19 protein-coding genes are annotated in these 22,462 nt (G+C 56.1%); 5 read left to right on the forward strand and 14 right to left on the reverse strand.

What is annotated here, in order from left to right; all coding sequences use genetic code 11:
• Position 1: 1 nt before the first annotated feature.
• The 7 genes from mglC to QMN93_RS16110 form a co-directional block, all read right to left on the reverse strand.
• On the reverse strand, positions 2-1,012 hold the full coding sequence (gene mglC, locus QMN93_RS16080; RefSeq protein ID WP_193139706.1) for a galactose/methyl galactoside ABC transporter permease MglC: 1,011 nt from the start codon (positions 1,010-1,012) through the stop codon (positions 2-4).
• Between the two features lie 15 nt (positions 1,013-1,027).
• Positions 1,028-2,548, reverse strand: a complete 1,521-nt coding sequence (gene mglA, locus QMN93_RS16085; RefSeq protein ID WP_023312467.1) for a galactose/methyl galactoside ABC transporter ATP-binding protein MglA — start codon at positions 2,546-2,548, stop codon at positions 1,028-1,030.
• 79 nt (positions 2,549-2,627) lie between these two features.
• Positions 2,628-3,626 (reverse strand): galactose/glucose ABC transporter substrate-binding protein MglB, encoded by a 999-nt coding sequence (mglB, locus tag QMN93_RS16090; protein ID WP_023312468.1) that lies wholly within the window; start codon positions 3,624-3,626, stop codon positions 2,628-2,630.
• Between the two features lie 295 nt (positions 3,627-3,921).
• Positions 3,922-4,944 carry an HTH-type transcriptional regulator GalS gene (galS, locus tag QMN93_RS16095; protein WP_029740403.1) on the reverse strand — a complete coding sequence of 341 codons (1,023 nt, stop codon included), beginning with the start codon at positions 4,942-4,944 and terminating at the stop codon, positions 3,922-3,924.
• Between the two features lie 155 nt (positions 4,945-5,099).
• Positions 5,100-6,257 (reverse strand): DUF418 domain-containing protein YeiB, encoded by a 1,158-nt coding sequence (gene yeiB, locus QMN93_RS16100; RefSeq protein ID WP_193139708.1) that lies wholly within the window; start codon positions 6,255-6,257, stop codon positions 5,100-5,102.
• 19 nt (positions 6,258-6,276) lie between these two features.
• Positions 6,277-6,945 (reverse strand): GTP cyclohydrolase I FolE, encoded by a 669-nt coding sequence (gene folE / locus QMN93_RS16105; protein WP_023312471.1) that lies wholly within the window; start codon positions 6,943-6,945, stop codon positions 6,277-6,279.
• A 102-nt stretch (positions 6,946-7,047) separates the two neighbouring features.
• On the reverse strand, positions 7,048-8,196 hold the full coding sequence (locus QMN93_RS16110; protein WP_039263162.1) for a YbfB/YjiJ family MFS transporter: 1,149 nt from the start codon (positions 8,194-8,196) through the stop codon (positions 7,048-7,050).
• Positions 8,197-8,334: 138 nt separating this feature from the next.
• On the opposite strand from QMN93_RS16110, the gene fghA reads away from it, so the two are divergent.
• Positions 8,335-9,162 carry an S-formylglutathione hydrolase gene (gene fghA, locus QMN93_RS16115; RefSeq protein WP_193139710.1) on the forward strand — a complete coding sequence of 276 codons (828 nt, stop codon included), beginning with the start codon at positions 8,335-8,337 and terminating at the stop codon, positions 9,160-9,162.
• A gap of 111 nt (positions 9,163-9,273) precedes the next feature.
• Here the strand turns inward: fghA and cirA are convergent, their stop codons facing one another.
• The 3 genes from cirA to yieE form a co-directional block, all read right to left on the reverse strand.
• Entirely contained in the window at positions 9,274-11,244 is a 1,971-nt protein-coding gene (gene cirA, locus QMN93_RS16120) for a catecholate siderophore receptor CirA (protein WP_167819159.1), read from the reverse strand.
• Between the two features lie 224 nt (positions 11,245-11,468).
• Positions 11,469-12,938: an amino acid permease gene (locus QMN93_RS16125; protein WP_023336352.1), complete on the reverse strand. Its 1,470-nt coding sequence runs from the start codon at positions 12,936-12,938 to the stop codon at positions 11,469-11,471.
• A gap of 180 nt (positions 12,939-13,118) precedes the next feature.
• A complete protein-coding gene (yieE, locus tag QMN93_RS16130) occupies positions 13,119-13,985 on the reverse strand; it encodes a DNA-binding transcriptional regulator YeiE (RefSeq protein WP_023312476.1) in 867 nt (288 codons plus the stop codon).
• A gap of 97 nt (positions 13,986-14,082) precedes the next feature.
• Here yieE and QMN93_RS16135 point away from each other — a divergent pair, with 97 nt between their 5' ends.
• Entirely contained in the window at positions 14,083-15,129 is a 1,047-nt protein-coding gene (locus tag QMN93_RS16135) for a YeiH family protein (protein ID WP_193139712.1), read from the forward strand.
• A 64-nt stretch (positions 15,130-15,193) separates the two neighbouring features.
• Complete coding sequence (nfo, locus tag QMN93_RS16140) at positions 15,194-16,051, forward strand: deoxyribonuclease IV (protein ID WP_193139713.1); 858 nt, start codon at positions 15,194-15,196, stop codon at positions 16,049-16,051.
• A 75-nt stretch (positions 16,052-16,126) separates the two neighbouring features.
• On the opposite strand, the gene fruA is transcribed toward nfo, so the two are convergent.
• Genes fruA through fruB form a run of 3 tightly spaced genes read right to left on the reverse strand, consistent with a single transcriptional unit; the run spans position 16,127 to position 19,897 of the window.
• On the reverse strand, positions 16,127-17,812 hold the full coding sequence (gene fruA / locus QMN93_RS16145; RefSeq protein ID WP_193139715.1) for a PTS fructose transporter subunit IIBC: 1,686 nt from the start codon (positions 17,810-17,812) through the stop codon (positions 16,127-16,129).
• A gap of 16 nt (positions 17,813-17,828) precedes the next feature.
• Positions 17,829-18,767 carry a 1-phosphofructokinase gene (gene fruK, locus QMN93_RS16150; protein WP_014170919.1) on the reverse strand — a complete coding sequence of 313 codons (939 nt, stop codon included), beginning with the start codon at positions 18,765-18,767 and terminating at the stop codon, positions 17,829-17,831.
• Positions 18,767-19,897: a fused PTS fructose transporter subunit IIA/HPr protein gene (gene fruB / locus QMN93_RS16155; protein WP_069303088.1), complete on the reverse strand. Its 1,131-nt coding sequence runs from the start codon at positions 19,895-19,897 to the stop codon at positions 18,767-18,769. Before fruB ends, fruK begins: the two co-directional genes overlap by 1 nt.
• Positions 19,898-20,258: 361 nt before the next feature.
• Here fruB and setB point away from each other — a divergent pair, with 361 nt between their 5' ends.
• Complete coding sequence (gene setB / locus QMN93_RS16160) at positions 20,259-21,440, forward strand: sugar efflux transporter SetB (RefSeq protein WP_193139717.1); 1,182 nt, start codon at positions 20,259-20,261, stop codon at positions 21,438-21,440.
• Here the strand turns inward: setB and QMN93_RS16165 are convergent.
• Complete coding sequence (locus QMN93_RS16165; RefSeq protein WP_023312483.1) at positions 21,437-21,691, reverse strand: YkgJ family cysteine cluster protein; 255 nt, start codon at positions 21,689-21,691, stop codon at positions 21,437-21,439. The genes setB and QMN93_RS16165 overlap by 4 nt on opposite strands.
• A 164-nt stretch (positions 21,692-21,855) precedes the next feature.
• Here QMN93_RS16165 and yeiP point away from each other — a divergent pair, with 164 nt between their 5' ends.
• Positions 21,856-22,428 (forward strand): elongation factor P-like protein YeiP, encoded by a 573-nt coding sequence (gene yeiP, locus QMN93_RS16170; RefSeq protein ID WP_008500940.1) that lies wholly within the window; start codon positions 21,856-21,858, stop codon positions 22,426-22,428.
• The last annotated feature ends 34 nt before the right edge of the window (positions 22,429-22,462 follow it).

Consider the following 22,462-nt stretch of genomic DNA (forward strand, 5'->3'; position numbering starts at 1 on the left):
ATTACTTCTTACGCGCGTACTTCAGTGAATCCAGCGCAACCGCGAAGATAATGATGGCGCCTTTGATGATGTACTGCCAGTACGGGTTCACGCCGATATAGGTCAAGCCGTAGTTGATGACGGTGAAGATAATCACACCGGTCACCACGCCCAGTACCGTACCCACGCCGCCGCTGAAGGAGACGCCGCCCACCACGCAGGCTGCGATTGCATCCAGCTCGTACATAAAGCCAAGGTTGTTGGTTGCAGAGCCGATACGGCCCGCTTCCAGCATCCCGCCGAAGGCGTAGAACACGCCGGACAGGGCATAAATGATGAGCAGGTTCAGGGCAACTTTCACGCCGGAGACTTTCGCCGCTTCCGGGTTACCGCCGATAGCGAAGATGTTTTTACCAAAGCGCGTTTTGTTCCACAGGATCCAGACGAAGGCCACCGCAATCAGCGCATAGAAGGTGATATACGACAGGCGGAAGCTGCCCAGCGCGATGAACCCTTGCGTAAAGGTAGAGAAGCCGCTGTCAAAACCCGAAATCGGCGACGCACCCACGAAGTCGTAGTACAGGGAGTTGATACCGTAAACGATGATCATCGTACCCAGCGTGGTGATAAACGGCGTCACGTTCAGGTAGGCGATAATGATACCGTTGATCAGACCAATCACCGCACCGATGGCGCAGACAATCAGGATCACCACGAAAATCGGCATGGTGGCCATTTCCGGGAAGACCTTGTTGGCGTTTTCCATTGACTGCAGCAGGGTTGCCGCGATAACCGCCGCCAGCCCCACCTGACGACCGGCAGAAAGGTCCGTCCCCTGGGTCACGATCAGACCCGCCACGCCCAGCGCAATGATAATACGCACGGAGGACTGGGTCAGAATGTTACTCAGGTTCAGCAGGCTTAAGAACGTAGGGTCCTGGAAAATGATGATAGCCAGCAGTACTAAAAGAACAACGTAAATACCGCCTTCTTTCAGGTAAGTGAGAAAACTTTTTTTATTTAACGCACTCATGAGGAGCCCCTGATCTTAAAGGTGCAAAGACGCAAGACGCAAAATTTCGTTTTGCGTTGTCGTTTTGGTGTCAACAATACCGGCAACGAGACCATTGCTCATAACCAGAATACGATCCGTGATCCCTAACAATTCCGGCATTTCGGAAGAAATAATAATGATCCCTTTATTCTTTTTCGCCAGCTCGGCAATCAGCTGATAAATTTCAAACTTCGCGCCGACGTCAATACCGCGGGTCGGTTCATCCAGCATCAGAATTTCTGGCTGGGTTAATAACCAACGTCCGATAATGACTTTCTGCTGGTTACCGCCTGACAGAGAACCAATTTGGGTGCGGTGTCCTGGCGTTTTCACGCGCATGGAGTCAATAACCCATTGGGTATCGCTCTTCATGCGGGAGTTATCCAGCAGCCCGACTTTGTTTTTGTAATTGCGAATGTTAGAAATTAACGAGTTAAAGTTAATATCCAGATAGGCATAAATACCGGTCGAACGACGCTCTTCCGTCACCAGCGCAAAACCATTATTAATGGCTTCGTTGGCGTTGTGGTTGTTAATTTTCTTACCGTGCAGCGTAATAGTGCCTTCGGCTTTCTCACGGATACCGAACAGGGTTTCCACGATATCGGTACGTTTTGCCCCGACCAGACCGGCAATCCCCAGGATTTCGCCCTTGTGCAGGTCGAAGGAGACATCGCGAATAGACGGCTGGCGTAACGAGGTCAGATTACGTACTTCCAGGATCACTTCGCCCGGCTTGTTTTCTTTGTCCGGGAAGCGCTGGTTCAGGGAACGGCCGACCATCATGGCGATGATCTTGTCCATGTCCAGCCCTTCCAGCGGCTGCGTGGCAATCCACTGACCGTCGCGCAGAATGGTAATCTCATCGCACAGCTGGAAGATCTCTTCCATTTTGTGGGAGATATACACAATGCCGCAGCCGCGATCTTTTAGCTTACGAATAATGGTAAAAAGGTGATTAACCTCTTTTTCCGTTAATGACGATGTCGGTTCGTCCATGATGACGATTTTCGCATCATAGGAGAACGCTTTGGCGATTTCGATCATCTGCATCTGGGAGACGGATAATGTTCCCACGCGGGCGCGCGGGTCGATATCAATATCCAGCTCATCAAAAATCGCTTTGGTGTCGCGATACATTTTGTCCTGATCGACAAAGACACCCTTGGTTGGATAACGCCCCAACCACATGTTATCCATGACTGAACGCTGCAGCACCAGGTTTAATTCCTGGTGAACCATCGAGATACCGTTTTCCAGTGCTTCTTTCGCTGAATGGAAATCGATCTCTTTCCCCTGAAAAAGAATGCTGCCAGAATCTTTTTGATAGATCCCAAAAAGACATTTTAATAATGTTGATTTACCCGCACCGTTCTCCCCCATCAGGGCATGAATAGAGTGAGGACGAACTTTTAAATTAACATTATCGAGTGCCTTAACGCCGGGAAATGACTTGTTGATACCGCTCATTTCCAACAGGTATTCACCGGATGACTGAGTATTTGTGCTGACCATAATTATACCTTGTTGGCCTCGCATATCGCGTTATAAAAGGGCGCAACGAATTGCGCCCAGTGGAGACAGTACCGCTAACTTATTTACCGATAAACTCAGCCAGGTTGGACTGGTCTACGCCCACGTAAGGTACGCGAACGATTTTGTTTTCAATTTTCCAGCTGGTGCCATCAGCCGCGCCTTTGCCATCGGCCAGGTTTTTCGCCAGATCGAAGGTGGCTTTCGCCTGGTTGTTGGCATCGTTCAGAACGGTACCGGCCATCGCACCGGATTTAACCAGCGCCAGCGCTTCTGGCAGCGCATCCACGCCGAACACAGGAATGGAGGATTTGTTGTGCGCTTTCAGCGCTTCTACCGCACCCATTGCCATCGCATCGTTGTTGGCGATAACCACTTCGATTTTGTTCGCGTTAGGGCCGGACAGCCACGCGTCCATCTTATCTTTCGCCTGAGCGGTATCCCACATCGCGGTATCTAACGCCAGCTGCTGGGTTTTCAGACCCTTGTCGTTCAGCTCTTTGATAACGTAGGTGGTACGGGCTTCAGCATCCGGGTGGCCGGGTTCGCCTTTCAGCAGCACGAACTGAATCTGACCGTCTTTGTTCAGGTCCCAGTTCGGGTTCGCCGCCCAGTGTTTCGCGATCAGATCGCCCTGAATAATACCGGACTCTTTGGAGTCGGTACCGACGTAATACGCTTTGTCGTAGCTATCCAGCGCTTTACGGGAAGGTTCTTTGTTGAAGAAGACGATTGGCACGTTCTGGCCGCGCGCTTTTTCAATAACCGTGCCTGCTGCAGCCGGGTCAACCAGGTTGATGGCCAGGGCTTTCACGCCTTTCGCCAGCAGAACGTCGATCTGGTCGTTCTGTTTGGACTGGTCGTTCTGGGAGTCGTTCATCAGCAGCTGAACGTCTGGCGCTGCTTTCGCATCTTTCTCAATCGCTTTACGTACAACAGACATGAAGTTGTCGTCGTATTTATAGATGGTCACACCAATACGGGTATCCGCAGCGTGCGCTGCTGCACCAAAAAGCATGCTTGCCATTACGGCAGACAGGGTCAACACCTTCTTATTCATGGTATCTCCGGTTTTTTTTATGCAGGGTAGTTCTTGTGAATAACGATCGGCGGGCAGGTGTTAATAAAACGTTACTGACAGCCGAAGTTCACTTATAAAATTTCTATCTTCCGTGTTCGGTAACGCTCCAGAAATGCGTTTTATTCGTTGTTTGCGGCACATTGGCTATAGTGAAAGTGAATAATCACCGTTACATAGCGTTTCAGCCCCTAAAACGCTGACATCATAGTCAGCGCCTTGTTAAGATACTGTGAATTTACTCACAGATTGAAAACGGTTACATCACCTCAAGTAATCAGTTAGTGATCGGAACCACAATTTGCCGGGCCGCGACGGAGTGCCGACGCACTAAAGTCGGCATGAAACAGTGCGTTGCGCCCGGATCCAGCAGCCCTGCAGCCCCCTGTAACGCCAGCTCAGTCGCCAGTTTCGCCATAGAGGCAATGGGGTAACGCACCGTTGTCAGCTGCGGGTCGGTGTAACGGGCAATCGGAATATCATCAAAACCAATGAGTGACAAATGCTGTGGCACCGCAATGCCGTTATCTTTCAGCGCCGTCAGGGCGCCTGCCGCCATGCTGTCGTTATAGGCAAACACCGCAGTAAGCTGCAGGTTGCGGCCCAGCAGCTCCACCATCGCCGCCTCACCGCCCTGCATGTCAGGCGTACCGGTGCCTGTCCAGCTTTCTGACGGCGTAATGCCGTGCTCTTTCAGGGCGTTTTGCCACCCCTCGCGCCGCAGGTCGTCATCTTCAATATGATGGCTGGAGGCCAGATAGCCGATCCGCTGATGCCCGTTGTTGATGAGCATTTTCGTCGCCATCATGGCGCCGCTGACGTTATCCAGCCCGACGCAGCGATGGGCATAGCCGGGGACGATGCGGTTGATCAACACCATGCCCGGGATCTGATCCATAAAGCCGGTTAGCTCTTCATCGCTCAAGGCTTTTGAATGGACAATCAAGGCGTTACAGCGCTGGCGGATCAGCACTTCGATGGCATGGCGCTCCTTTTCCGCCTCATGATAGCTATTGCCGATCAGGACATATTTCTGATGCTGCTGGGCGACCACGTCGACCGCTTTGACCAGCGCGCCGAAAAAGGCATCCGATACATCCATCACCACCACGCCGATGGTGTCGCTGACCTGCGTCGCAAGCGCCTGGGCATTGGCATTTGGCCGGTACCCGAGCTGGGTCACGGCTTTCATTACGGTTTCACGGGTTTCAGGGCTGACCAGCGCGCTATTGTTCAGCACGCGTGAGACGGTAGCCACAGAAACGCCCGCCTGACGGGCGACGTCACGAATGGTGATCATATTCACCATCCTTCAAAGGATTGCAGCAACTCACAGACACCCCCTGTGTTTAGCAAGGTGGCTATTTTGGCAGCGAGAGAAAGGGGACTACGTGAAGAAGCTCACACTCATGAAAACGCTTACATCCGTTTTGTTAATGATTGTGATCCAGATCGTTATCTGGATGTGTTCCTCAATGATACCCCTGAAGCATGTGCGGTTAACTGACGCCACACCCACTCCAGCGGTCCCTGGCGGAAATAGCGTAGCCAGAGAACAGAAAACGCCAGGTTAATCACCCAGACCGGAATAACAAACGCCAGCAGCGTGAGGCGGTCGAATTTCATAAACAGGCCAAAGCGATAGAAAAGCGTGGTGCATATCAGCGTTTGCAGGAGGTAATTGCTCAACGCCATGCGGCCCACGCAGGCGATAGCGCTGACGATCCACAGGCGGGAAAGCGTTGGCCAGAAGCCATAGATCAGCGCCGCGTAGCCGATGGTCTGGAACGGCGCGCTCAGTTCGCGCGGCACCTGGAGCAGGAACGCGCACCAGCGGTAATCCCAGTGGATGTGCCACTGCGTAATGACCGCCGGGAGGTTAATCAGCACGCCGATCAGCACCAGCCCGACACCCGTTCGCCGATAGTGACGCAGGCTGAACTCTCCTTTCAGCCAGCCGGTGCGCATCAGTGACGCGCCCATCAGCATCATGCCCGCCAGCTGCCAGCCGTATTGCGCGCCCAGCGCAAGGAGGTTATCCCCCAGCATATCCGCGCGGTTGCTTATCGCTTCCGTACCGCCCTTCAGCTTCCAGTACTGTTCGTACTGCAGGTTAGCAGCATCCGGTATCCAGGAACGGTTCGTCGCCTCGCCGGAGATCATCCCCAGCAGCAGCAGGACCCCAAGCCCCATGACATAGAGCATCACGCCGGTGTTAAACAGGCTTTTTACGCTGTGCGCATCGCGAATCAGACGCCAGCAGATCAGCCCGACTAGTCCATACGCGAGAAGAATATCGCCGTCCCAAAAGAACAGCCCGTGGATAAAGCCGAGGAGAACCAGCAGCGTCAGGCGCGACTGGATCCAGCGCGTACCGCGTTTGAGGAGGAGTTGCAGACCTGCACCAAACAGCAGGGCAAACAGCGTGAGGAATTTAACCTGCGCGAAGAGATCGAGGACAGCCCAGGTCCAGGCATCACTGCGCGTGATATCGCCATACCAGGCAGGATTGAGATAAGCCGCCTTCGGCAGGCCGAAGGCGCTGATATTAAGCAGCAGGATACCGAGAATGGCGACGCCGCGAACAAAATCGAGCGTGACGTTTCGCTCCATGGTTCCTGCCCTGTAAGACTTAGTTGTGGTGACGTACGGCGCGCAGGAACTCCTGGCGGGTATTCTGGCTCGATTTAAACAGGCCGCCCAGCGACGTGGTGGTCGTTGCACTGGTCGCATCACGCACGCCGCGCGCCTTCACGCAGTAGTGAACCGCGTCGATAGAGACGGCCACGTTATTGGTGCCCAGCAGCGTTTGCAGCGCGGTCAGGATCTGCTGCGTCAGACGCTCCTGCACCTGCGGACGCTGAGCAAAGAACTGCACGATGCGGTTGATTTTCGACAGGCCAATCACCGTATCTTTTGGGATATACGCCACGGTCGCTTTACCGTCGATGGTCACGAAGTGGTGTTCGCAGGTGCTGGTCAGCGTGATATCGCGTACCGTCACCATCTCGTCCACTTTCATCTTGTTTTCAATGACGGTGATTTTCGGGAAGTTGGCGTAATCCAGCCCGGAGAAAATTTCGTCGACGTACATTTTCGCGATGCGGTGCGGCGTCTCCATCAGACTGTCGTCACTCAGATCGAGATTCAGCAGCTCCATGATCTCGGTCATATGACCGGCAATCAGACGCTTGCGGGTTTCATTGTCCAAATCCTGTACGGGCGGACGCAGTGGCGTTTCAAGACCGCGCGCAACCAGGGCTTCGTGGACCAGGGCAGCTTCTTTACTGAGTGATGACATTTTGTTCTCCTGCAGGTGTGGCGTCTTTTGCCCTCGTTGTGGCAAAAGTATGCGCTCATTGTGCGTGAGGCGGCGCACATAATCCAGTATTCACGACGATAATTATTGCAATTGCTGTTGCCTTTCAGCGTGACGATTCCAGACCAGCGCTCCGCCGACGAACAGCGCAACGCCCGCCAGCCCCAGCGCGGGCTCCAGCCGGTGGGTAAGCCAGGTTGATAACGCCGAGGTCATCGGGCCAATCAATTGACCAATCGCATACCCGGTGGTGAGCAGGCCTGCCATATAGCGCGTATGGTTTGGCGCCAGTTCGCGACCGTATAAAAGAGAGAGCTGCACGGCACACAAAAAACCGCCGCCCACCAGCAGCCCGCCCGTCAGCAAACCGCCAATCCCCGGCAGCAGCCAGGCCGCCAGCACGCCAGCCCCCTGTAACCACAGCACGATAGCCAGCCTGCGGTTCGCCGTTGAGGTGTGGCGTAAAAGAATACTGAGCGCAATGCCCACCACGGCGGCGATACCAAAAATCGGCCAGACAAACTGGGCGAACAGGCTGCCGGGAAAACGCACCGCAGCCATTTGCGACAGAAAGGTCGCCGGGAGGATATAGCCAAACCCGGCCAGGCTGTAGCTCCAGACCAGGCGCTTTAAATCCGCCGTCAGCACCAGCGGCTCCGGCGCGGTGCCGGGGCGATGGAGCTGGCCGGATCGCGGAAGGTAGCGCGCCACCAGCGCAATCAGCACCAGCGCCAGCACGCCGTAGATTTGCCATGCCGCCCCGGCCGAAAGGGATTTCGCCTGGATATAGACGGCGAGCAGCCCGCTCAGGGCAATGCCCGCCCCCGGCCCGGCAAACACGGCGGCGCTCAGGCCCGGTTTACCCAGCTGCCCCAGCCGTTCGTTGGTCCAGGCGGCAATGAGTACCATCGACCAGCCGCTCATGCAGCCAATCACGAAGCGCAGCAGGCCGTGCACGACGGCGTTATCCGCCGCCGCGGAGAGCAGCGTCAGCGCAACCGCGCCGGTGATGCCAAGCCAGAGGCGCGTTTCCACAAAGCGGTGCGCGCGCATGGCATCCCATGCGCCCACCAGATAGCCCAGATAATTCATCGCCGCCACCAGACCCGCGCTGGTCAGCGTAAGCTGCCCGGCAGCAATCATGAGCGGCACCTGAGGCGTAAAGGCAAAGCGCCCTATTCCCATCGCCACCACCAGAACGACAAATCCACTGAGCGCAATACGCAGCGCCATGACCGCTCCAATTGTTAAAGAAAAGTAAATTTATGATGCAGCATCTCGCCGTCTGGCGAAAGTGAAAGTTACTCACAGGTCAATGAAAAGGCTGTATTATGGTTTTTATGAATACGCATTCTCATTAAGGAGCCCTGCATGGAACTGCTCGAAGAGCACCGTTGTTTTGAAGGTCGACAGCAGCGCTGGCGGCATGACTCCACCGTCCTGAACTGTGCGATGACGTTCAGCATTTTCCTGCCGCCGACGGAAAACCCGCCGGTTCTGTTCTGGCTTTCGGGCCTGACCTGCAACGACGAAAACTTCACCACCAAAGCGGGCGCGCAGCAACTTGCCGCCGAGCTGGGTATTGCGCTGGTGATGCCTGATACCAGCCCGCGTGGCGATGATGTGGCCGACGATGCAGGATACGACCTGGGTAAAGGCGCCGGGTTTTATCTCAATGCGACCGAGCAGCCGTGGGCAGGCCACTACCGCATGTATGACTACATTCGCGACGAGCTGCCCGCGCTGATTCAGTCCGGGTTTGCGGTAAGCGACCGCTGCGCCATCAGCGGACACTCTATGGGCGGTCACGGGGCGCTGATCATGGCGTTAAAAAATTCGGGAAAATACGTCAGCGTGTCGGCATTTGCGCCAATTGTGAACCCAACGCAGGTGCCGTGGGGGCAGAAAGCCTTCACGAACTATCTGGGTGAAGATGAAGCAAAATGGCAGGAATGGGACAGCTGTGCGCTGATGCTGGCCAGCAGCTCGGCAAATGCGATCCCGATGCTTGTCGATCAGGGCGATGCGGATCAGTTCCTCGCCGGGCAGCTACAGCCTGCGGTGCTCGCAGAAGCGGCACGCCAGAAGGACTGGCCGCTGACGCTGCGCATTCAGCCGGGGTATGACCACAGCTATTACTTCATCGCGTCATTTATTGAGGATCATCTCCGCTTCCATGCGGAGCATTTGTTTGGGTAAGTGCGAGTGTGTGCGCTCTGATGCCCTCACCCTGGCCCTCTCCCACAGGGAGAGGGAACAAATACTAAAAACGGCAACTTACGTTGCCGTTTTGCTTTTACCCTGGCCGCATCAGAACTTGTAATCCACGCCAACAAAGTAGCGACGGCCATCTTCCGTATAGCTGTAATCGTCACGGCTCAGATCTTTATCCAGCAGGTTCTGCACGCCCGCGCGTAGCTTCACGCTTTTCGTCGCCTGCCACGCGGCGCCGGTATTCCAGATGACATAGCCACCCGGCGTTGGTGCACTGCTGGTCAGCGCGCGTTTCTCACCGGTGTAGTTGCCCTGAACGTAGAACGACCAGTCCTGCGTCGCCTTCCAGTCAACGGTACCGTTGGCGGTGTGGAACGGCAGATCGGACAACGGCTTGTTGCCGCCGTTGCTGATGTCACGGCCGTCGTTGTAGGTGTAGTTCAGGGTCAGTTTCCAGTCGTCCGCCAGCGGGATTTTCAGCTCGGTCTCCACCCCGCGGATGCGCGCCTTGTTAACGTTGTAGTAGCGGAAAATCGGTTCACCGTCCGCATTCAGGCCAACGTAGTTAGGGTAGCCCAGGGCCTGTTTTGCATTGGCCGTACGGCTGATGCTGATGCGGTCATCCACGTTATTCTGGAAGGTGGTGACGCTGGCCTGCACGCCCTCTAACCAGCCCTCTTCCCCGCTGTAGTACAGACCGAATTCGAAGCTTTCGCTGGTTTCCGGTTTCAGATCCGGGTTACCGACAATCTCACAGGCACCGCGGCACGAGCCGGTGACCCAGTCCGGGCTCAGCTGCAGCAGCGACGGCGCTTTAAACGCGGTGGCCCAGCCCCCTTTCACCGTTACGGTATCGGTCGCGTTATAGACCAGATAGGCACGCGGGCTCCAGTGATCGCCGTAGGTATCATGGTCATCCATACGGATGCCGGTGGTCAGTGCCAGAGGTTCAAACAGACGCCACTCATCTTCAAGGAACAGGGCATACTGGCTTGTCGACGTACTACTGCTGGAACCGCCCGTCAGGTTGACCGGATCTTTCAGCTTATCGTGACGCCATTCCCCGCCGAAGGTCAGCAGCTGGTTGATTTCGCCCAGAGGCAGCACGTATTTCCCGTCCACCGCGTTGCTCTCGGAGGTGATCGGATTGCTGTTGCCCGGGTTTTTGTTATCCACCTTTTCGCCGTAAACCTTCAGCTCGCTGTTGCCTACGCCCCAACGGCCGTTGTGGCTGAGAGAGTAGTTCTGACGTTCAAGGCGGTTTTTGTCGAGGGAATCCGAGTCGCGATCCTGACGGTCGAAGCCGTAGCCCGCCGTAAAGTCGTGGTTTTCAGACGGTGTCCAGGCGAACTCCACATTCGCATCGCGGCTGGTGAAGCCCTCAATGCGCGGCGTTTCACCGCTCGCCGTGGTAGAGGACTTCTGCTGACCGTCTTTCTCACGCTTCGCGAGGCTACCGTAGGCTTTCAGCCCCAGCAGGCCGTCCACCAGCGGACCGCTGGTATAGAACTGCCCGTTGTAGGTGTCTCCACGGTCCCGGTGCTCCTGAATCGTGGAATCGGCGCTCAGGGTGCCCGTCCATTTCTGGCCGATTTTTTTGGTGATAATGTTCACCACGCCGCCCAGCGCATCGGAACCGTAAAGAGAAGACATCGGTCCGCGTACCACTTCGATTCGTTCGATGGCGTCAACCGGCACCCAGTTGAGGTCGAAATCATTATGGCGGAATACCGCGTTACGCGAGTTGACGCGCTTGCCGTCGATCAGGATCAGCGTATAGCTGCTGTCCAGTCCACGAATACTTACCCCTTTACGGTTGTCCCCTTCGCTCGTGAGCTGAACGCCCGGCACCTCCCGTAACACATCTTTCAGATTCTGAACGGGTTTGCGCTGCAAATCTTCCTGGGTAATCACGCTGATGCTTGCCGGGGCGTCTTTCAGGTTTTGCTCGGTCGCGGAGGCCGTTACAACCATTGTGTCGCCGGATTCCGCTGCGATAACAGGCAGGGCCAGGGACATTGCGGACGCACAAAGTCCTCCCCTGACGAAGGGATTCAACCTAAACATTCCATATCTCCATGAGGTAAATACAACTAAATCAAATCATCATTGCTCACAGCGTCTTCCTTGCCGCCCACATCTGAGGTGGGTCGGTGACACGCTTATTTTTGATAACGATAAAGCAAACGATAATTATTATCAATTAAGTTGTTAAGAAATATATCTTTGTATCAGAATGCGGGAATAAAAAAACCCGCTCGATTGAGCGGGTTAAAAAAGAGGAAGTGCGGTTATTGTTTAAATCGTTCCGGGAATTCCATTTCACTGTAGCGAACGAATTTTGTTCCTTTCGTCAGCTTGTAGCCAAACCAGATGACGAGGAACAGCGGAATACCAATGTAGGTCGCCGTCACGGCGCCCCAGTCAATGGTGTCCGCCAGGAACGCTTCATAGTTCTGTCCCAGCGTAATGATCAGGCACAGAATGAAGGCGAAAATAGGACCCAGCGGGAAGAAGCCGGAGCGATACGGCAGCGAGTTAATATCGTGACCCTGCTTGACGAAACCACGGCGGAAACGGTAGTGGCTAATAGCAATCCCCAGCCAGGCAATAAAGCCCGTCATCCCGGACGTGTTAAGCAGCCACAGGTACACCGTCTGGTTGCCAAACATGGAGGTCAGGAAGCACAGACCGGCAATCACCGTTGTGGCGTACAGCGCGTTACGCGGTACGCCGCCACGGGACAGTTTCGCAAAGATACGCGGCGCCTTACCGTCGCATGCCAGCGTGTAGAGCATACGGGTGGACGCGTACATCCCGGAGTTACCGGCTGAAAGCACTGCGGTCAGGATAACGGCGTTCATCACCGCCGCGGCCGAAAGCAGACCGGCGTGCTGGAAGACCAGCGTGAACGGGCTGACGCTAATGTCTTTTACGTCATTACGCAGCAGGCTTGGATCGGTGTACGGGATGATCAGGCTGATAATCAGGATCGCGAACACATAGAACAGCAGGATACGCCAGAAGACCTGACGGACCGCACGCGGAATATTTTTCTCCGGGTTCTCTGACTCACCGGCGGCGATACCAATCAGCTCGGTACCCTGGAACGAGAAGCCGACAATCATCGCCACGCCAATCATCGCCGAAAGGCCACCGGCAAACGGCGCATCGCCTATCGCCCAGTTACTCCAGCCCGCAGGTTCTGCGCCTTTGAAAATACCAACGATCATCGCCACACCGACGACGATAAAGATGATGACGGTTGCCACTTTGATCAAAGAGAACCAGTATTCCGCTTCGCCGAAACCGCGCACGGAGATGTAGTTCAGCAGGAAGATGACGGCGAGGAACAGGGCGCTCCAGATCCAGCCCGGCGTATCCGGGAACCACCAGTTCATCACCAGCTGTGCGGCGACAAGGTCAACGGCGATAGTGACCGCCCAGTTGTACCAGTAGTTCCAGCCCAGCGCGAAGCCGAAGCCTTCTTCAACGTATTTTTGACCGTAGGTCGAGAACGAACCGGATACCGGCATGTACGCGGCCAGTTCGCCGAGACTGGTCATCAGGAAGTACACCATCAGGCCAATCAGGATATAAGAGAAGAGTGCCCCACCCGGGCCGGCTGCCGAAATCGTTGCGCCAGAGGCAACGAAAAGACCTGTACCGATTGAGCCGCCAATGGCGATCATCGTCAGGTGACGCGCCTTGAGTTCACGACGTAGCGTGGGCGCTTCTGTGGTTTTAATTTCTGAAACCATATGAAAATGCTGTCCATTCAATAAATGAGGCGCGATTGTAGCAGACGATCCGCGTTCCTTCCGGCAGAAATACTCAGTTATAAGAGAGCTTCATGACTCGGCCAGGATTATAAGTAAAGCATAAAAATGTAGGGTGACAGGCGCGCGTAGCCCCGGTAAGCGAAGCGCCACCGGGGAACGTTAAATGGCGCAGTAGCGCAGAAAACGCTGCAGAGAGCTGGAAAGGTGTTTCTGACGATGATGGATGCACCATAGCGTGCGCACCAGTTTCGGCAACGGAACCGGGATTTCAACCAGCGACCCCGTCTCAAGCTGTTCGGCAATGACGCGCCGGGAAAGACAGCTGATCCCCAGGCCATGACGCACCGCGTGCTTGATAGCCTCAGAGTTCCCAAGCTCCATCCCTAACTGGAAATGCGGCAGATGGGAAAGCAGCAGATAATCGACAATTTCACGCGTGCCGGAGCCCTGCTCGCGCAGGATCCACTGCGCCTGTGCCAGGCGCTCCAGCGTCACCTCGCCCTGCAATAACGACGAGGCCGGGGACGCAAACACCACCAGTTCATCTTCCAGCCAGGGCTCGGCAATGATATCGACGTTATGGCAGGGTCCTTCGATGAGGCCGATATCCACGCGGAAATCAATCACCGCGTTGATAACGTCCTGGCTGTTACCCACGCTCATCTCCAGCGGCAGGGTCGGGAAATCCCGGCGGTAGCGGGCAATCACTTCCGGCAGAATGTAGTTCCCAATGGTGCTGCTGGCGTAGACGCGGATCGCACCGTTGTCTTCGCGGAACAGCTGTTCGATTTCGATAGCCTGCTCCAGCAGCGCCAGAGCGCGTGGATAAAGAAGACGACCGTGCTCGTTGACCACTAGTCTCTTCCCTACCCTGTCGAACAGCTGCACGCCCAGCTGCCCTTCAAGATCGGTCAACGCCGCGCTGACCGCAGACTGCGAGAGCGCCAGCATTTGTGACGCCTGGGTCGTCGAGCCGCTTTTCAGCACCTCGGCAAACACTTCCAGCTGACGCAATGTAATGTGCATGGTTGCTTACCACTTATATAGATTGATTATAAGTATATAATCAATTTTATTTTTAAGCCAGAGCACCGTAACCTTTAGCCAGACAAAGGAGAAGGTTATGTCAGAAATCACCTTACAACATCATCGTACAGTGTGGCACTTCGTGCCGGGCCTCGCGCTTAGCGCAGCAGTGACCGCCGTAGCGCTATGGGGCGGCAGCATCCCGGCTATCGCGGGCGCAGGTTTCAGCGCGTTGACGCTGGCCATTTTGCTGGGCATGGTCGTGGGAAATACGGTTTACCCACATATCTGGAAATCCTGCGACGGCGGCGTGATCTTTGCCAAACAGCACCTGCTGCGTCTCGGGATCATCCTTTACGGCTTCCGTCTAACCTTTTCGCAGATTGCGGACGTGGGCGTGAGCGGAATCGCTATCGACGTCCTGACCCTGACCAGCACCTTTTTACTGGCCTGCTTTATCGGCCAGAAAGTCTTTGGCCTGGATAAGCAAACCAGCTGGCTGATCGGTGCCGGGAGCAGTATCTGCGGGGCCGCGGCGGTGCTGGCAACAGAGCCCGTCGTTAAAGCCGAAGCCAGCAAGGTAACCGTGGCGGTGGCGACGGTGGTGATCTTCGGTACGCTGGCGATCTTCCTCTACCCGGCGATGTATCCGCTGGTTGCCCACTGGTTTAGCCCGGAAACCTACGGCATCTATATCGGTTCGACCATGCACGAAGTGGCGCAGGTAGTTGCGGCAGGACATGCCATTAACCCGGAAGCCGAAAACGCGGCGGTAATTGCCAAAATGCTGCGCGTAATGATGCTGGCGCCGTTCCTGATTTTCCTCGCGGCTCGGGTTAAGCAGCTGGCTCCGGCAGGCGGCAGCGAGAAAAGCAAAATCACCATTCCGTGGTTTGCGATCCTGTTCATCGTGGTCGCTATCTTTAACTCCTTCCACCTGCTGCCGAAAGCGGCGGTGGATATGCTGGTGACGCTGGATACCGTGCTGCTGGCGATGGCCATGGCGGCGCTGGGGGTGACCACACACGTCAGCGCGCTGAAAAAAGCCGGTGCCAAACCGCTGCTGATGGCGCTGGTGCTCTTCATCTGGCTGATTGTCGGGGGCGGTGCGATTAACCTCGCGGTCCATAGCCTGATGGCATAAACCATCTCGTCCTTCTCCTGCTAACCCGCTATCATAAGCGTTTCGGGTTAGCAGGAGTTTTTTTATGAAATATGTTGGAGCGCACGTCAGCGCTGCAGGTGGCCTTGCGAATGCCGCCATTCGCGCCGCCGAAATCGAGGCGACCGCTTTCGCCCTGTTCACCAAAAACCAGCGCCAGTGGCGCGCCGCGCCGCTCACCGCTGACGTGATTGATGATTTCAAAGCCGCCTGTGAGAAGTACCACTACGGGCCAGGCCAGATCCTTCCCCACGACAGCTACCTGATCAACCTCGGTCACCCGGTTGAAGAGGCGCTGGAAAAATCCCGCGAGGCGTTCCTTGATGAAGTTCAGCGCTGCGAACAGCTGGGGCTGACGCTGCTGAACTTCCATCCGGGAAGCCATCTGATGCAAATCGATGAAGATGCCTGCCTGGCGCGCATTGCCGAATCCATTAACATCACGCTGGACAAGACCAAAGGCGTCACCGCGGTAATAGAGAATACCGCCGGTCAGGGCAGCAATCTCGGCTTTAGGTTTGAACATCTGGCGGCGATCATCGACGGCGTGGAGGATAAATCCCGCGTTGGCGTGTGCATTGATACCTGCCACGCGTTTGCCGCCGGCTATGACCTGCGTACAACCGAGGCAACGAAAAACACGTTCGATGAGTTCGAGCGCATTGTTAGCTTTAAGTACCTGCGCGGAATGCACTTAAACGATGCGAAAAGCGCCTTTGGCAGCCGCGTTGACCGCCACCACAGCCTGGGTGAAGGCAACATTGGCCACGATGCGTTCCGCTTCATTATGCAGGACGCCCGCTTCGACGGTATTCCGATGGTGCTGGAAACCATTAATCCGGACATCTGGGCAGAAGAGATTGCCTGGCTGAAGGCACAGCAAACCGCTGAACAGGCGGCATAAAAAAAGCCGGGTGCATAATGCAACCCGGCTTTTTTTGTAGGTCGGGTAAGGCGAAGCCGCCACCCGACACCTTGTTTACGCTGCTTTCGCCACAACTTCCGCTTCAGGACGTTTCAGCACCGCGTATGACAGACCCGCCACCAGCGTACCGGCAACAATGGCCAGCAGGTAGCCCAGGACCGGGGTGATGGCGCCTGGGATCAGCAGGACAAACAGACCGCCGTGTGGTGCCATCAGCTTCGCGCCAATCGCCATGGAGATCGCCCCCGTCACTGCACCACCCGCGATACAGCACGGCAGTACACGCATTGGGTCACGTGCCGCGAACGGAATCGCCCCTTCGGTGATGAAGCACAGACCCAGAACCAGCGCCGCTTTGCCGCCTTCCTGCTGCGCTTTATCGAACTTACGACGGGCAATAATCGTCGCCAGGCCGAGCGCCAGAGGAGGCACCATACCTGCCGCCATGATCGCTGCCATCGGTGCGTAGGTCTGGGCACTCAGCAGGCCAACACCAAAGGCGTACGCCGCTTTGTTCACCGGACCACCCATGTCGGTACACATCATGCCGCCGAGAATTGCGCCCAGCAGAACCGCATTCGCGGTGCCCATGGTTTGCAGCCAGTGGGTCAGACCCGCCAGGATACCCGCAACCGGCTTACCAATCAGGTAAATCATCGCCAGACCGACCACCAGGCTGGAAATCAGCGGGATGATCAGAATCGGCTTCAGCGCTTCCATACTCTGCGGCAGCTTGAGCTTCGAGCTGATGAGCTTCGCGACGTAACCGGCCAGGAAGCCCGCGATGATACCGCCGATAAAGCCGGAACCGGTGCTCACGGCCAGCATACCGCCGATAAGCCCCGGCGTCAGGCCTGGACGGTCAGCGATGGAGAAGGCAATAAAGCCTGCCAGAACGGGAACCATCAGTGCGAACGCGGAACCGCCGCCAATCTGCATTAACGCAGCGGCCAGCGTGCCTTGCTCTTTAAACGCGGTAATACCAAATGCGAACGAGAGGGCGATACACAGACCACCTGCAACTACCATCGGCAGCATGTAAGACACACCGGTCAACAGATGGCGATAGGCGCCTGCAGACTCTTTCTTACCTTCCGTCGCGGTTTGACGCGCGCCGGTTGCCTGATACGGCTTCGCTTCCACCAGCGCTTTATCAAACTCCTGCGCGGTCTTTTTCAGCGCCAGGCCGGTAGACGTGCGGTACATTGGCTTACCGGCAAATTTCGCCAGGTCCACTTCGATATCCGCCGCCACAATCACCAGATCGGCCTCAGCCACTTCTTCAGGGGTGATAGCGTTGCCGGCACCGACGGAGCCGCGCGTTTCAACTTTAACCCACCAGCCGCGTTTTTTCGCTTCGGTTTCAATGGCCTCAGCCGCCATGAAGGTGTGAGCTACGCCCGTCGGGCAGGCCGTCACCGCAACAACGCGTTTCGGCCCCGTGGCCGCAGCCGGTGCCGTCGCGACAGGCGCGCTGTAGACAGACGCGTGCCCTTTCGCTTCGCTCAGGAACAGTTCCGGATGTGCCACCGCGCGATTAATATCGCCCAGCCACACTTTTTTGCCGTTCAGCGCACTGTCAGCCGGGATGTTGTCGCCCAGGACAATGGCCAGTTCGGCATTGCCCGGGTTATCAATGATCTCGAGATGTGCTTTGTTCGCCGCCGCTCCCAGCAAGGTCTTCGCCATATAGGCGCGAGCCTGTCCGAGACCGGAGTCAATGATCAGCAGCGTTTTCATTATTCCTCTCCTGCTGTTAGTTAAAAGGTTTTAAGTCAACGCGCGCCATCATCGCGGCTAACTGGGTACGATCGGTAATACCGACATTGCTCTGGCTTACGGCCAGGGCAGCAACGGCAGTGGCAAGACGTAAAGTATGTTCACTGGATTCACGCATCAGCAGACCATAAATCAGGCCGCCAACCATGGAATCCCCTGCGCCAACGGTGCTGACAACGTCAACCGACGGCGGTTTGGCGATCCATTCGCCAGAAGCGTTAACCCACAACGCTCCTTCTGCACCAAGCGAGATAACCACGTGAGCGATACCCTGCTCGCGCAGCGCATGGGCAGCGTCAATCACATCTTTTAATTCCGGCAGCTTACGACCCGCCCAGATCTCCAGCTCGCGGCGATTCGGCTTCACCAGCCACGGAGAGGCTTTCAGACCCGCAACCAGCGCGTCGCGGCTGCTGTCAAAAATGATGCACGGGCACTGGCTGCGCAGGCGCGTCATCCAGTCGGTAAACGCTTCCGGACTGACGCCGGACGGCAGGCTGCCGCTGACGCAGACCATGTCAAACTGACCGAGCCAGGTCAGAGAGTCGTTAACAAAACGCTCCCAGTCAGACGGCGTCACTTCGAAGCCAGAGAAGTTCAGATCGGTCACTTCACCGTCTTTCTCCGTCAGCTTGACGTTGATGCGGGTACGGCCCTGAACAACCTGAAAACGGTTGGCAATGCCCAGCTCGCTGAACAGCTGCTGGAAACCATCCTGGTTATCTTTACCGAGGAATCCACCCACGGTGACATCGATACCGAGATCCTTGAGCACTTTCGCGACGTTAATCCCTTTGCCCGCAGCATGCAGGCCAGTGGTACGCACGAGGTTGACTTCGCCGCGCTCAATTTCCGGGCAAAATCCTACCAGGTCATAAGCCGGGTTCAGCGTAATAGTCGCAACACGTCTGCTCATTATGCGCCCTCCCCCAGACCTGCCGCGATGGCGTCGCCAATCGCTTTCAGCGCCTGTTCAGCATCAGCACCCTGCGCGGTGAAACGCAGACGGTGGCCTTTCTTCACGCCCAGCGCGACAACTTTCATCAGACTACGGCCGTTGGCCGGTTTGCCCGTGCCATCCAGATTCGCCACGGTGATCTCACTCTCGAATTGTTTAATGGTATTCACCAGCATGGTGCCCGGACGGGCATGCAGGCCGTGCTCGTTGCGTACCACGAACTCCGCGGTCTGCACGTCTTCGGTCTGCACATCATCGCTGGTCAGCAGTGCCAGCACGGTAGAGGCATCAGCGTTCAGCAGTTTTTCAGCTTGGTTGTTCAGCAGCAGATCGCCAAGACGCTTGAGCACGGAAACCGGCTGCTCATCGTTCATTGCCACGGTCACCAGCATGGCCGCGCGCTCGCCTTCTACGTCAAACGCATTAGCCGCGCGGCTCACGGCGATAGCGCTGCGCAGGTTGCCTTCAGCACTGTCATTCAGCCAGATACCCTGACCCAGATTCAACGGCTTATCGTTAATCACGCGCGTCACAAACGTGGCATCCGCCGCGCCGGCTTCTTTCAGACGACCCGCGTTCAGCGCCTGCAGCGTTACCAGATCGGAGGCAACCACGTCCAGCGTCAGCGTTTCGTTATCCAGCTTCAGCGCTTCGCTCTGTTTTTCGCCCATCAGCAAGGCGCGCAGCTCTTCAGCTGTGGTCGCGGACTTCAGCTGTTCAGCCACATCGTCATCGCTCAGGACATGCGTCAGCTGACGCAGCAGACCTAAGTGTTCGTCGCTGCTGGCCGCGATACCGATAGCCACATACGCCACCTGACCGTCGCCCCAGAGCACGCCCTGCGGGAACTGATAAACCTGAACGCCGGTTTTCAGCACCTGATCGCGGGTGTCGGTTGTGCCGTGCGGAATGGCAATGCCATTGCCGAGGAAGGTTGAGGTCTGCTGCTCGCGGGCCAGCATGCCGTTTACATAGCCGTCCGCGACGTTACCCGCCTGCACAAGCGCAGCGGCAACCTGGCGAATAGCCTCTTCTTTATCCCCGGCCTGAGCGCCCGGGTGGATATCCTGAACAGATAACTGGAACATGGTTCTCCACTCCTGCTGAACTTGAATCGTTTCAGCTTTAATGAGAAAAAATGCGCTAGCCTGCTCCGTTTGTTAAAACAAGATAGCGCTGAAACGTTTCAAAAAGTCTTGCGCTTTCTGCAATGTCTTGCAAGTAAACTCGTATTTGCGATATCAGAATTTAGAGATACAGCACATTTCTTCTTCGTTCAGCTGAATTTTGCTGAAGTTCAGCAAGAAAGTTTCAGCTAAGGTCAGCCGGGTGGGACGGAAGTTGAAATGCCATTTTGATTTTTCGTGGCATCATTGACCGCACCCACTGTTTATTTTTTAGCTGACGGCGTAAACTCCGCCCCTCTCTGCTACTCGCTAATTATAAAACATGCATAACACCCCTGCGGCCGTCTCGCCGAAGCCCTTTGATTTGACCTCAGCGGCATTCCTGGTTGTTGCCTTCTTCACGGGCATTGCCGGTGCGTTACAGACGCCAACATTGAGCCTATTTCTGACAAATGAGGTTCACGTCCGTCCGGCAATGGTCGGCTTCTTTTTTACCGGAAGCGCCATCATCGGCATCCTGGTCAGCCAGTTTCTGGCGGGACGATCCGACAGAAAAGGCGATCGCAAAAGCCTGATCGTTTTCTGCTGTCTGCTCGGGGTCATGGCCTGCGTTCTGTTTGCCTGGAACCGCAACTATTTCATTCTGCTCTTCGTCGGGGTATTCCTGAGCAGCTTTGGCTCAACGGCGAACCCTCAGATGTTCGCCCTTGCCCGCGAACACGCCGACCATACCGGACGTGAAGCGGTGATGTTCAGCTCTTTCCTGCGTGCTCAGGTGTCGCTGGCATGGGTGATTGGCCCGCCGCTGGCCTACGCGCTGGCGATGGGTTTTGGCTTTACGGTGATGTACCTGAGCGCGGCCGTCGCGTTTGTGGTGTGCGGCGCGCTGGTGTGGTTCTTCCTGCCGTCCATGCGCAAAGAGACCAAAGTGGCAACGGGCGTGCTGGAAGCGCCGCGCCGCAACCGCCGCGATGCCCTGCTCCTGTTTGCTATCTGCACGCTGATGTGGGGCACCAACAGCCTGTATATCATCAATATGCCGCTGTTTATTATTGATGAACTGCACCTGTCGGAGAAGCTGGCGGGCATCATGATGGGCACAGCGGCCGGGCTTGAGATCCCGACAATGCTCATTGCGGGCTATTACGCAAAGCGCTTCGGAAAGCGTTTTTTAATGCGCATCGCCGCCGTTGCCGGTCTGCTGTTTTATATCGGTATGCTGACGGTACATACGCCGGGGCTGTTGCTGGCTTTACAGCTGCTGAACGCCATCTATATTGGCATTCTCGCCGGGATAGGCATGCTCTATTTCCAGGATCTGATGCCGGGCCAGGCAGGCTCTGCCACCACCCTTTATACTAATACCACCCGCGTGGGCTGGATTATCGCGGGCTCAATGGCCGGTGTCGTTGCCGAAATCTGGAACTATCACACGGTGTTCTGGATTGCGCTGGTGATGTGTACCCTGACGATCGGCTGTCTGGCGAGGATTAAAGACGTTTAGGGCGCGGTGAGCGCTTCCAGCTCAAGAAGGTACGTCATCGCTTGCCCTCGCGTGCTGCCACACATTTCGGCCGTGGGCTGAAGCCCGGAGCAGACTTTCGGGCGCAGCGGTGAGCCAAAGATCATGCACAGGTTCGTTTCCGAGAGCTGAACGCAGCGGGTATTGGCAGGCTTGCCCTCCGGCATTCCTGGAATGGGGCTTGAAATGGACGGTGCAGTACAGCACGCGCCACAATCGGGACGGCAATCCATAAATGCTCTCTTTCGCTGACGATCGCCCGCGCAGTCGGGCATCGCGCGCACAGTAACACCTTTTGCGTATTGATAGCAAAAGCCACGAATTCCTCTTGCCTGAAAGGCCGCGCGCGAGTAATTTGGCGCGATATTTTTTACCTCCCGTAAACAGGATTACTGCAATGCCAAGAGCGAACGAAATTAAGAAAGGTATGGTGCTGAATTACAACGGCAAACTGCTGATTGTGAAAGATATCGACATTCAGGCACCCAGCGCCCGTGGTGCAGCAACGCTGTATAAAATGCGTTTCGCCGATGTGCGTACCGGCCTGAAGGTGGAAGAGCGCTTTAAAGGTGACGATATCGTCGATACCGTGACCCTGACCCGTCGCTACGTTGATTTCTCCTACATCGACGGCAACGAATACGTGTTCATGGACAAAGAAGATTACACCCCGTACATCTTTACCAAAGATCAGATTGAAGAAGAGCTGCTGTTCATCCCTGAAGGCGGCATGCCTGACATGCAGGTTCTGACCTGGGACGGCGTGCTGCTGGCGCTGGAGCTGCCTCAGACCGTCGATCTGGAAATCGTTGAAACCGCACCAGGTATCAAAGGCGCATCCGCAAGTGCCCGCAACAAACCGGCTACCCTGACCACCGGCCTGGTTGTGCAGGTGCCGGAATACCTCTCCGCTGGCGAGAAGATCCGCATCCATATCGAAGAAAAACGCTATATGGGTCGCGCTGACTGATTGCGGCGTTTGTCGGATGGCGGCTTCGCCTTAC

This window comes from Enterobacter sp. R-1.6.2 (genome assembly GCF_035064085.1).
GTDB lineage: Bacteria > Pseudomonadota > Gammaproteobacteria > Enterobacterales > Enterobacteriaceae > Enterobacter > Enterobacter asburiae_B.

Coding starts and splice junctions, on each gene's coding strand:
- galS (WP_029740403.1), bottom strand. CDS start 4,944: ATGATCACCATTCGTGACGTCGCCCGTCAGGCGGGCGTTTCTGTGGCT.
- fruB (WP_069303088.1), bottom strand. CDS start 19,897: ATGTTCCAGTTATCTGTTCAGGATATCCACCCGGGCGCTCAGGCCGGG.
- cirA (WP_167819159.1), bottom strand. CDS start 11,244: ATGTTTAGGTTGAATCCCTTCGTCAGGGGAGGACTTTGTGCGTCCGCA.
- fghA (WP_193139710.1), top strand. CDS start 8,335: ATGGAACTGCTCGAAGAGCACCGTTGTTTTGAAGGTCGACAGCAGCGC.
- QMN93_RS16110 (WP_039263162.1), bottom strand. CDS start 8,196: ATGGCGCTGCGTATTGCGCTCAGTGGATTTGTCGTTCTGGTGGTGGCG.
- setB (WP_193139717.1), top strand. CDS start 20,259: ATGCATAACACCCCTGCGGCCGTCTCGCCGAAGCCCTTTGATTTGACC.
- mglC (WP_193139706.1), bottom strand. CDS start 1,012: ATGAGTGCGTTAAATAAAAAAAGTTTTCTCACTTACCTGAAAGAAGGC.
- mglB (WP_023312468.1), bottom strand. CDS start 3,626: ATGAATAAGAAGGTGTTGACCCTGTCTGCCGTAATGGCAAGCATGCTT.
- yeiP (WP_008500940.1), top strand. CDS start 21,856: ATGCCAAGAGCGAACGAAATTAAGAAAGGTATGGTGCTGAATTACAAC.
- fruA (WP_193139715.1), bottom strand. CDS start 17,812: ATGAAAACGCTGCTGATCATTGACTCCGGTCTCGGACAGGCTCGCGCC.
- QMN93_RS16165 (WP_023312483.1), bottom strand. CDS start 21,691: ATGGATTGCCGTCCCGATTGTGGCGCGTGCTGTACTGCACCGTCCATT.
- nfo (WP_193139713.1), top strand. CDS start 15,194: ATGAAATATGTTGGAGCGCACGTCAGCGCTGCAGGTGGCCTTGCGAAT.
- QMN93_RS16135 (WP_193139712.1), top strand. CDS start 14,083: ATGTCAGAAATCACCTTACAACATCATCGTACAGTGTGGCACTTCGTG.
- QMN93_RS16125 (WP_023336352.1), bottom strand. CDS start 12,938: ATGGTTTCAGAAATTAAAACCACAGAAGCGCCCACGCTACGTCGTGAA.
- yeiB (WP_193139708.1), bottom strand. CDS start 6,257: ATGGAGCGAAACGTCACGCTCGATTTTGTTCGCGGCGTCGCCATTCTC.
- folE (WP_023312471.1), bottom strand. CDS start 6,945: ATGTCATCACTCAGTAAAGAAGCTGCCCTGGTCCACGAAGCCCTGGTT.
- fruK (WP_014170919.1), bottom strand. CDS start 18,767: ATGAGCAGACGTGTTGCGACTATTACGCTGAACCCGGCTTATGACCTG.
- yieE (WP_023312476.1), bottom strand. CDS start 13,985: ATGCACATTACATTGCGTCAGCTGGAAGTGTTTGCCGAGGTGCTGAAA.
- mglA (WP_023312467.1), bottom strand. CDS start 2,548: ATGGTCAGCACAAATACTCAGTCATCCGGTGAATACCTGTTGGAAATG.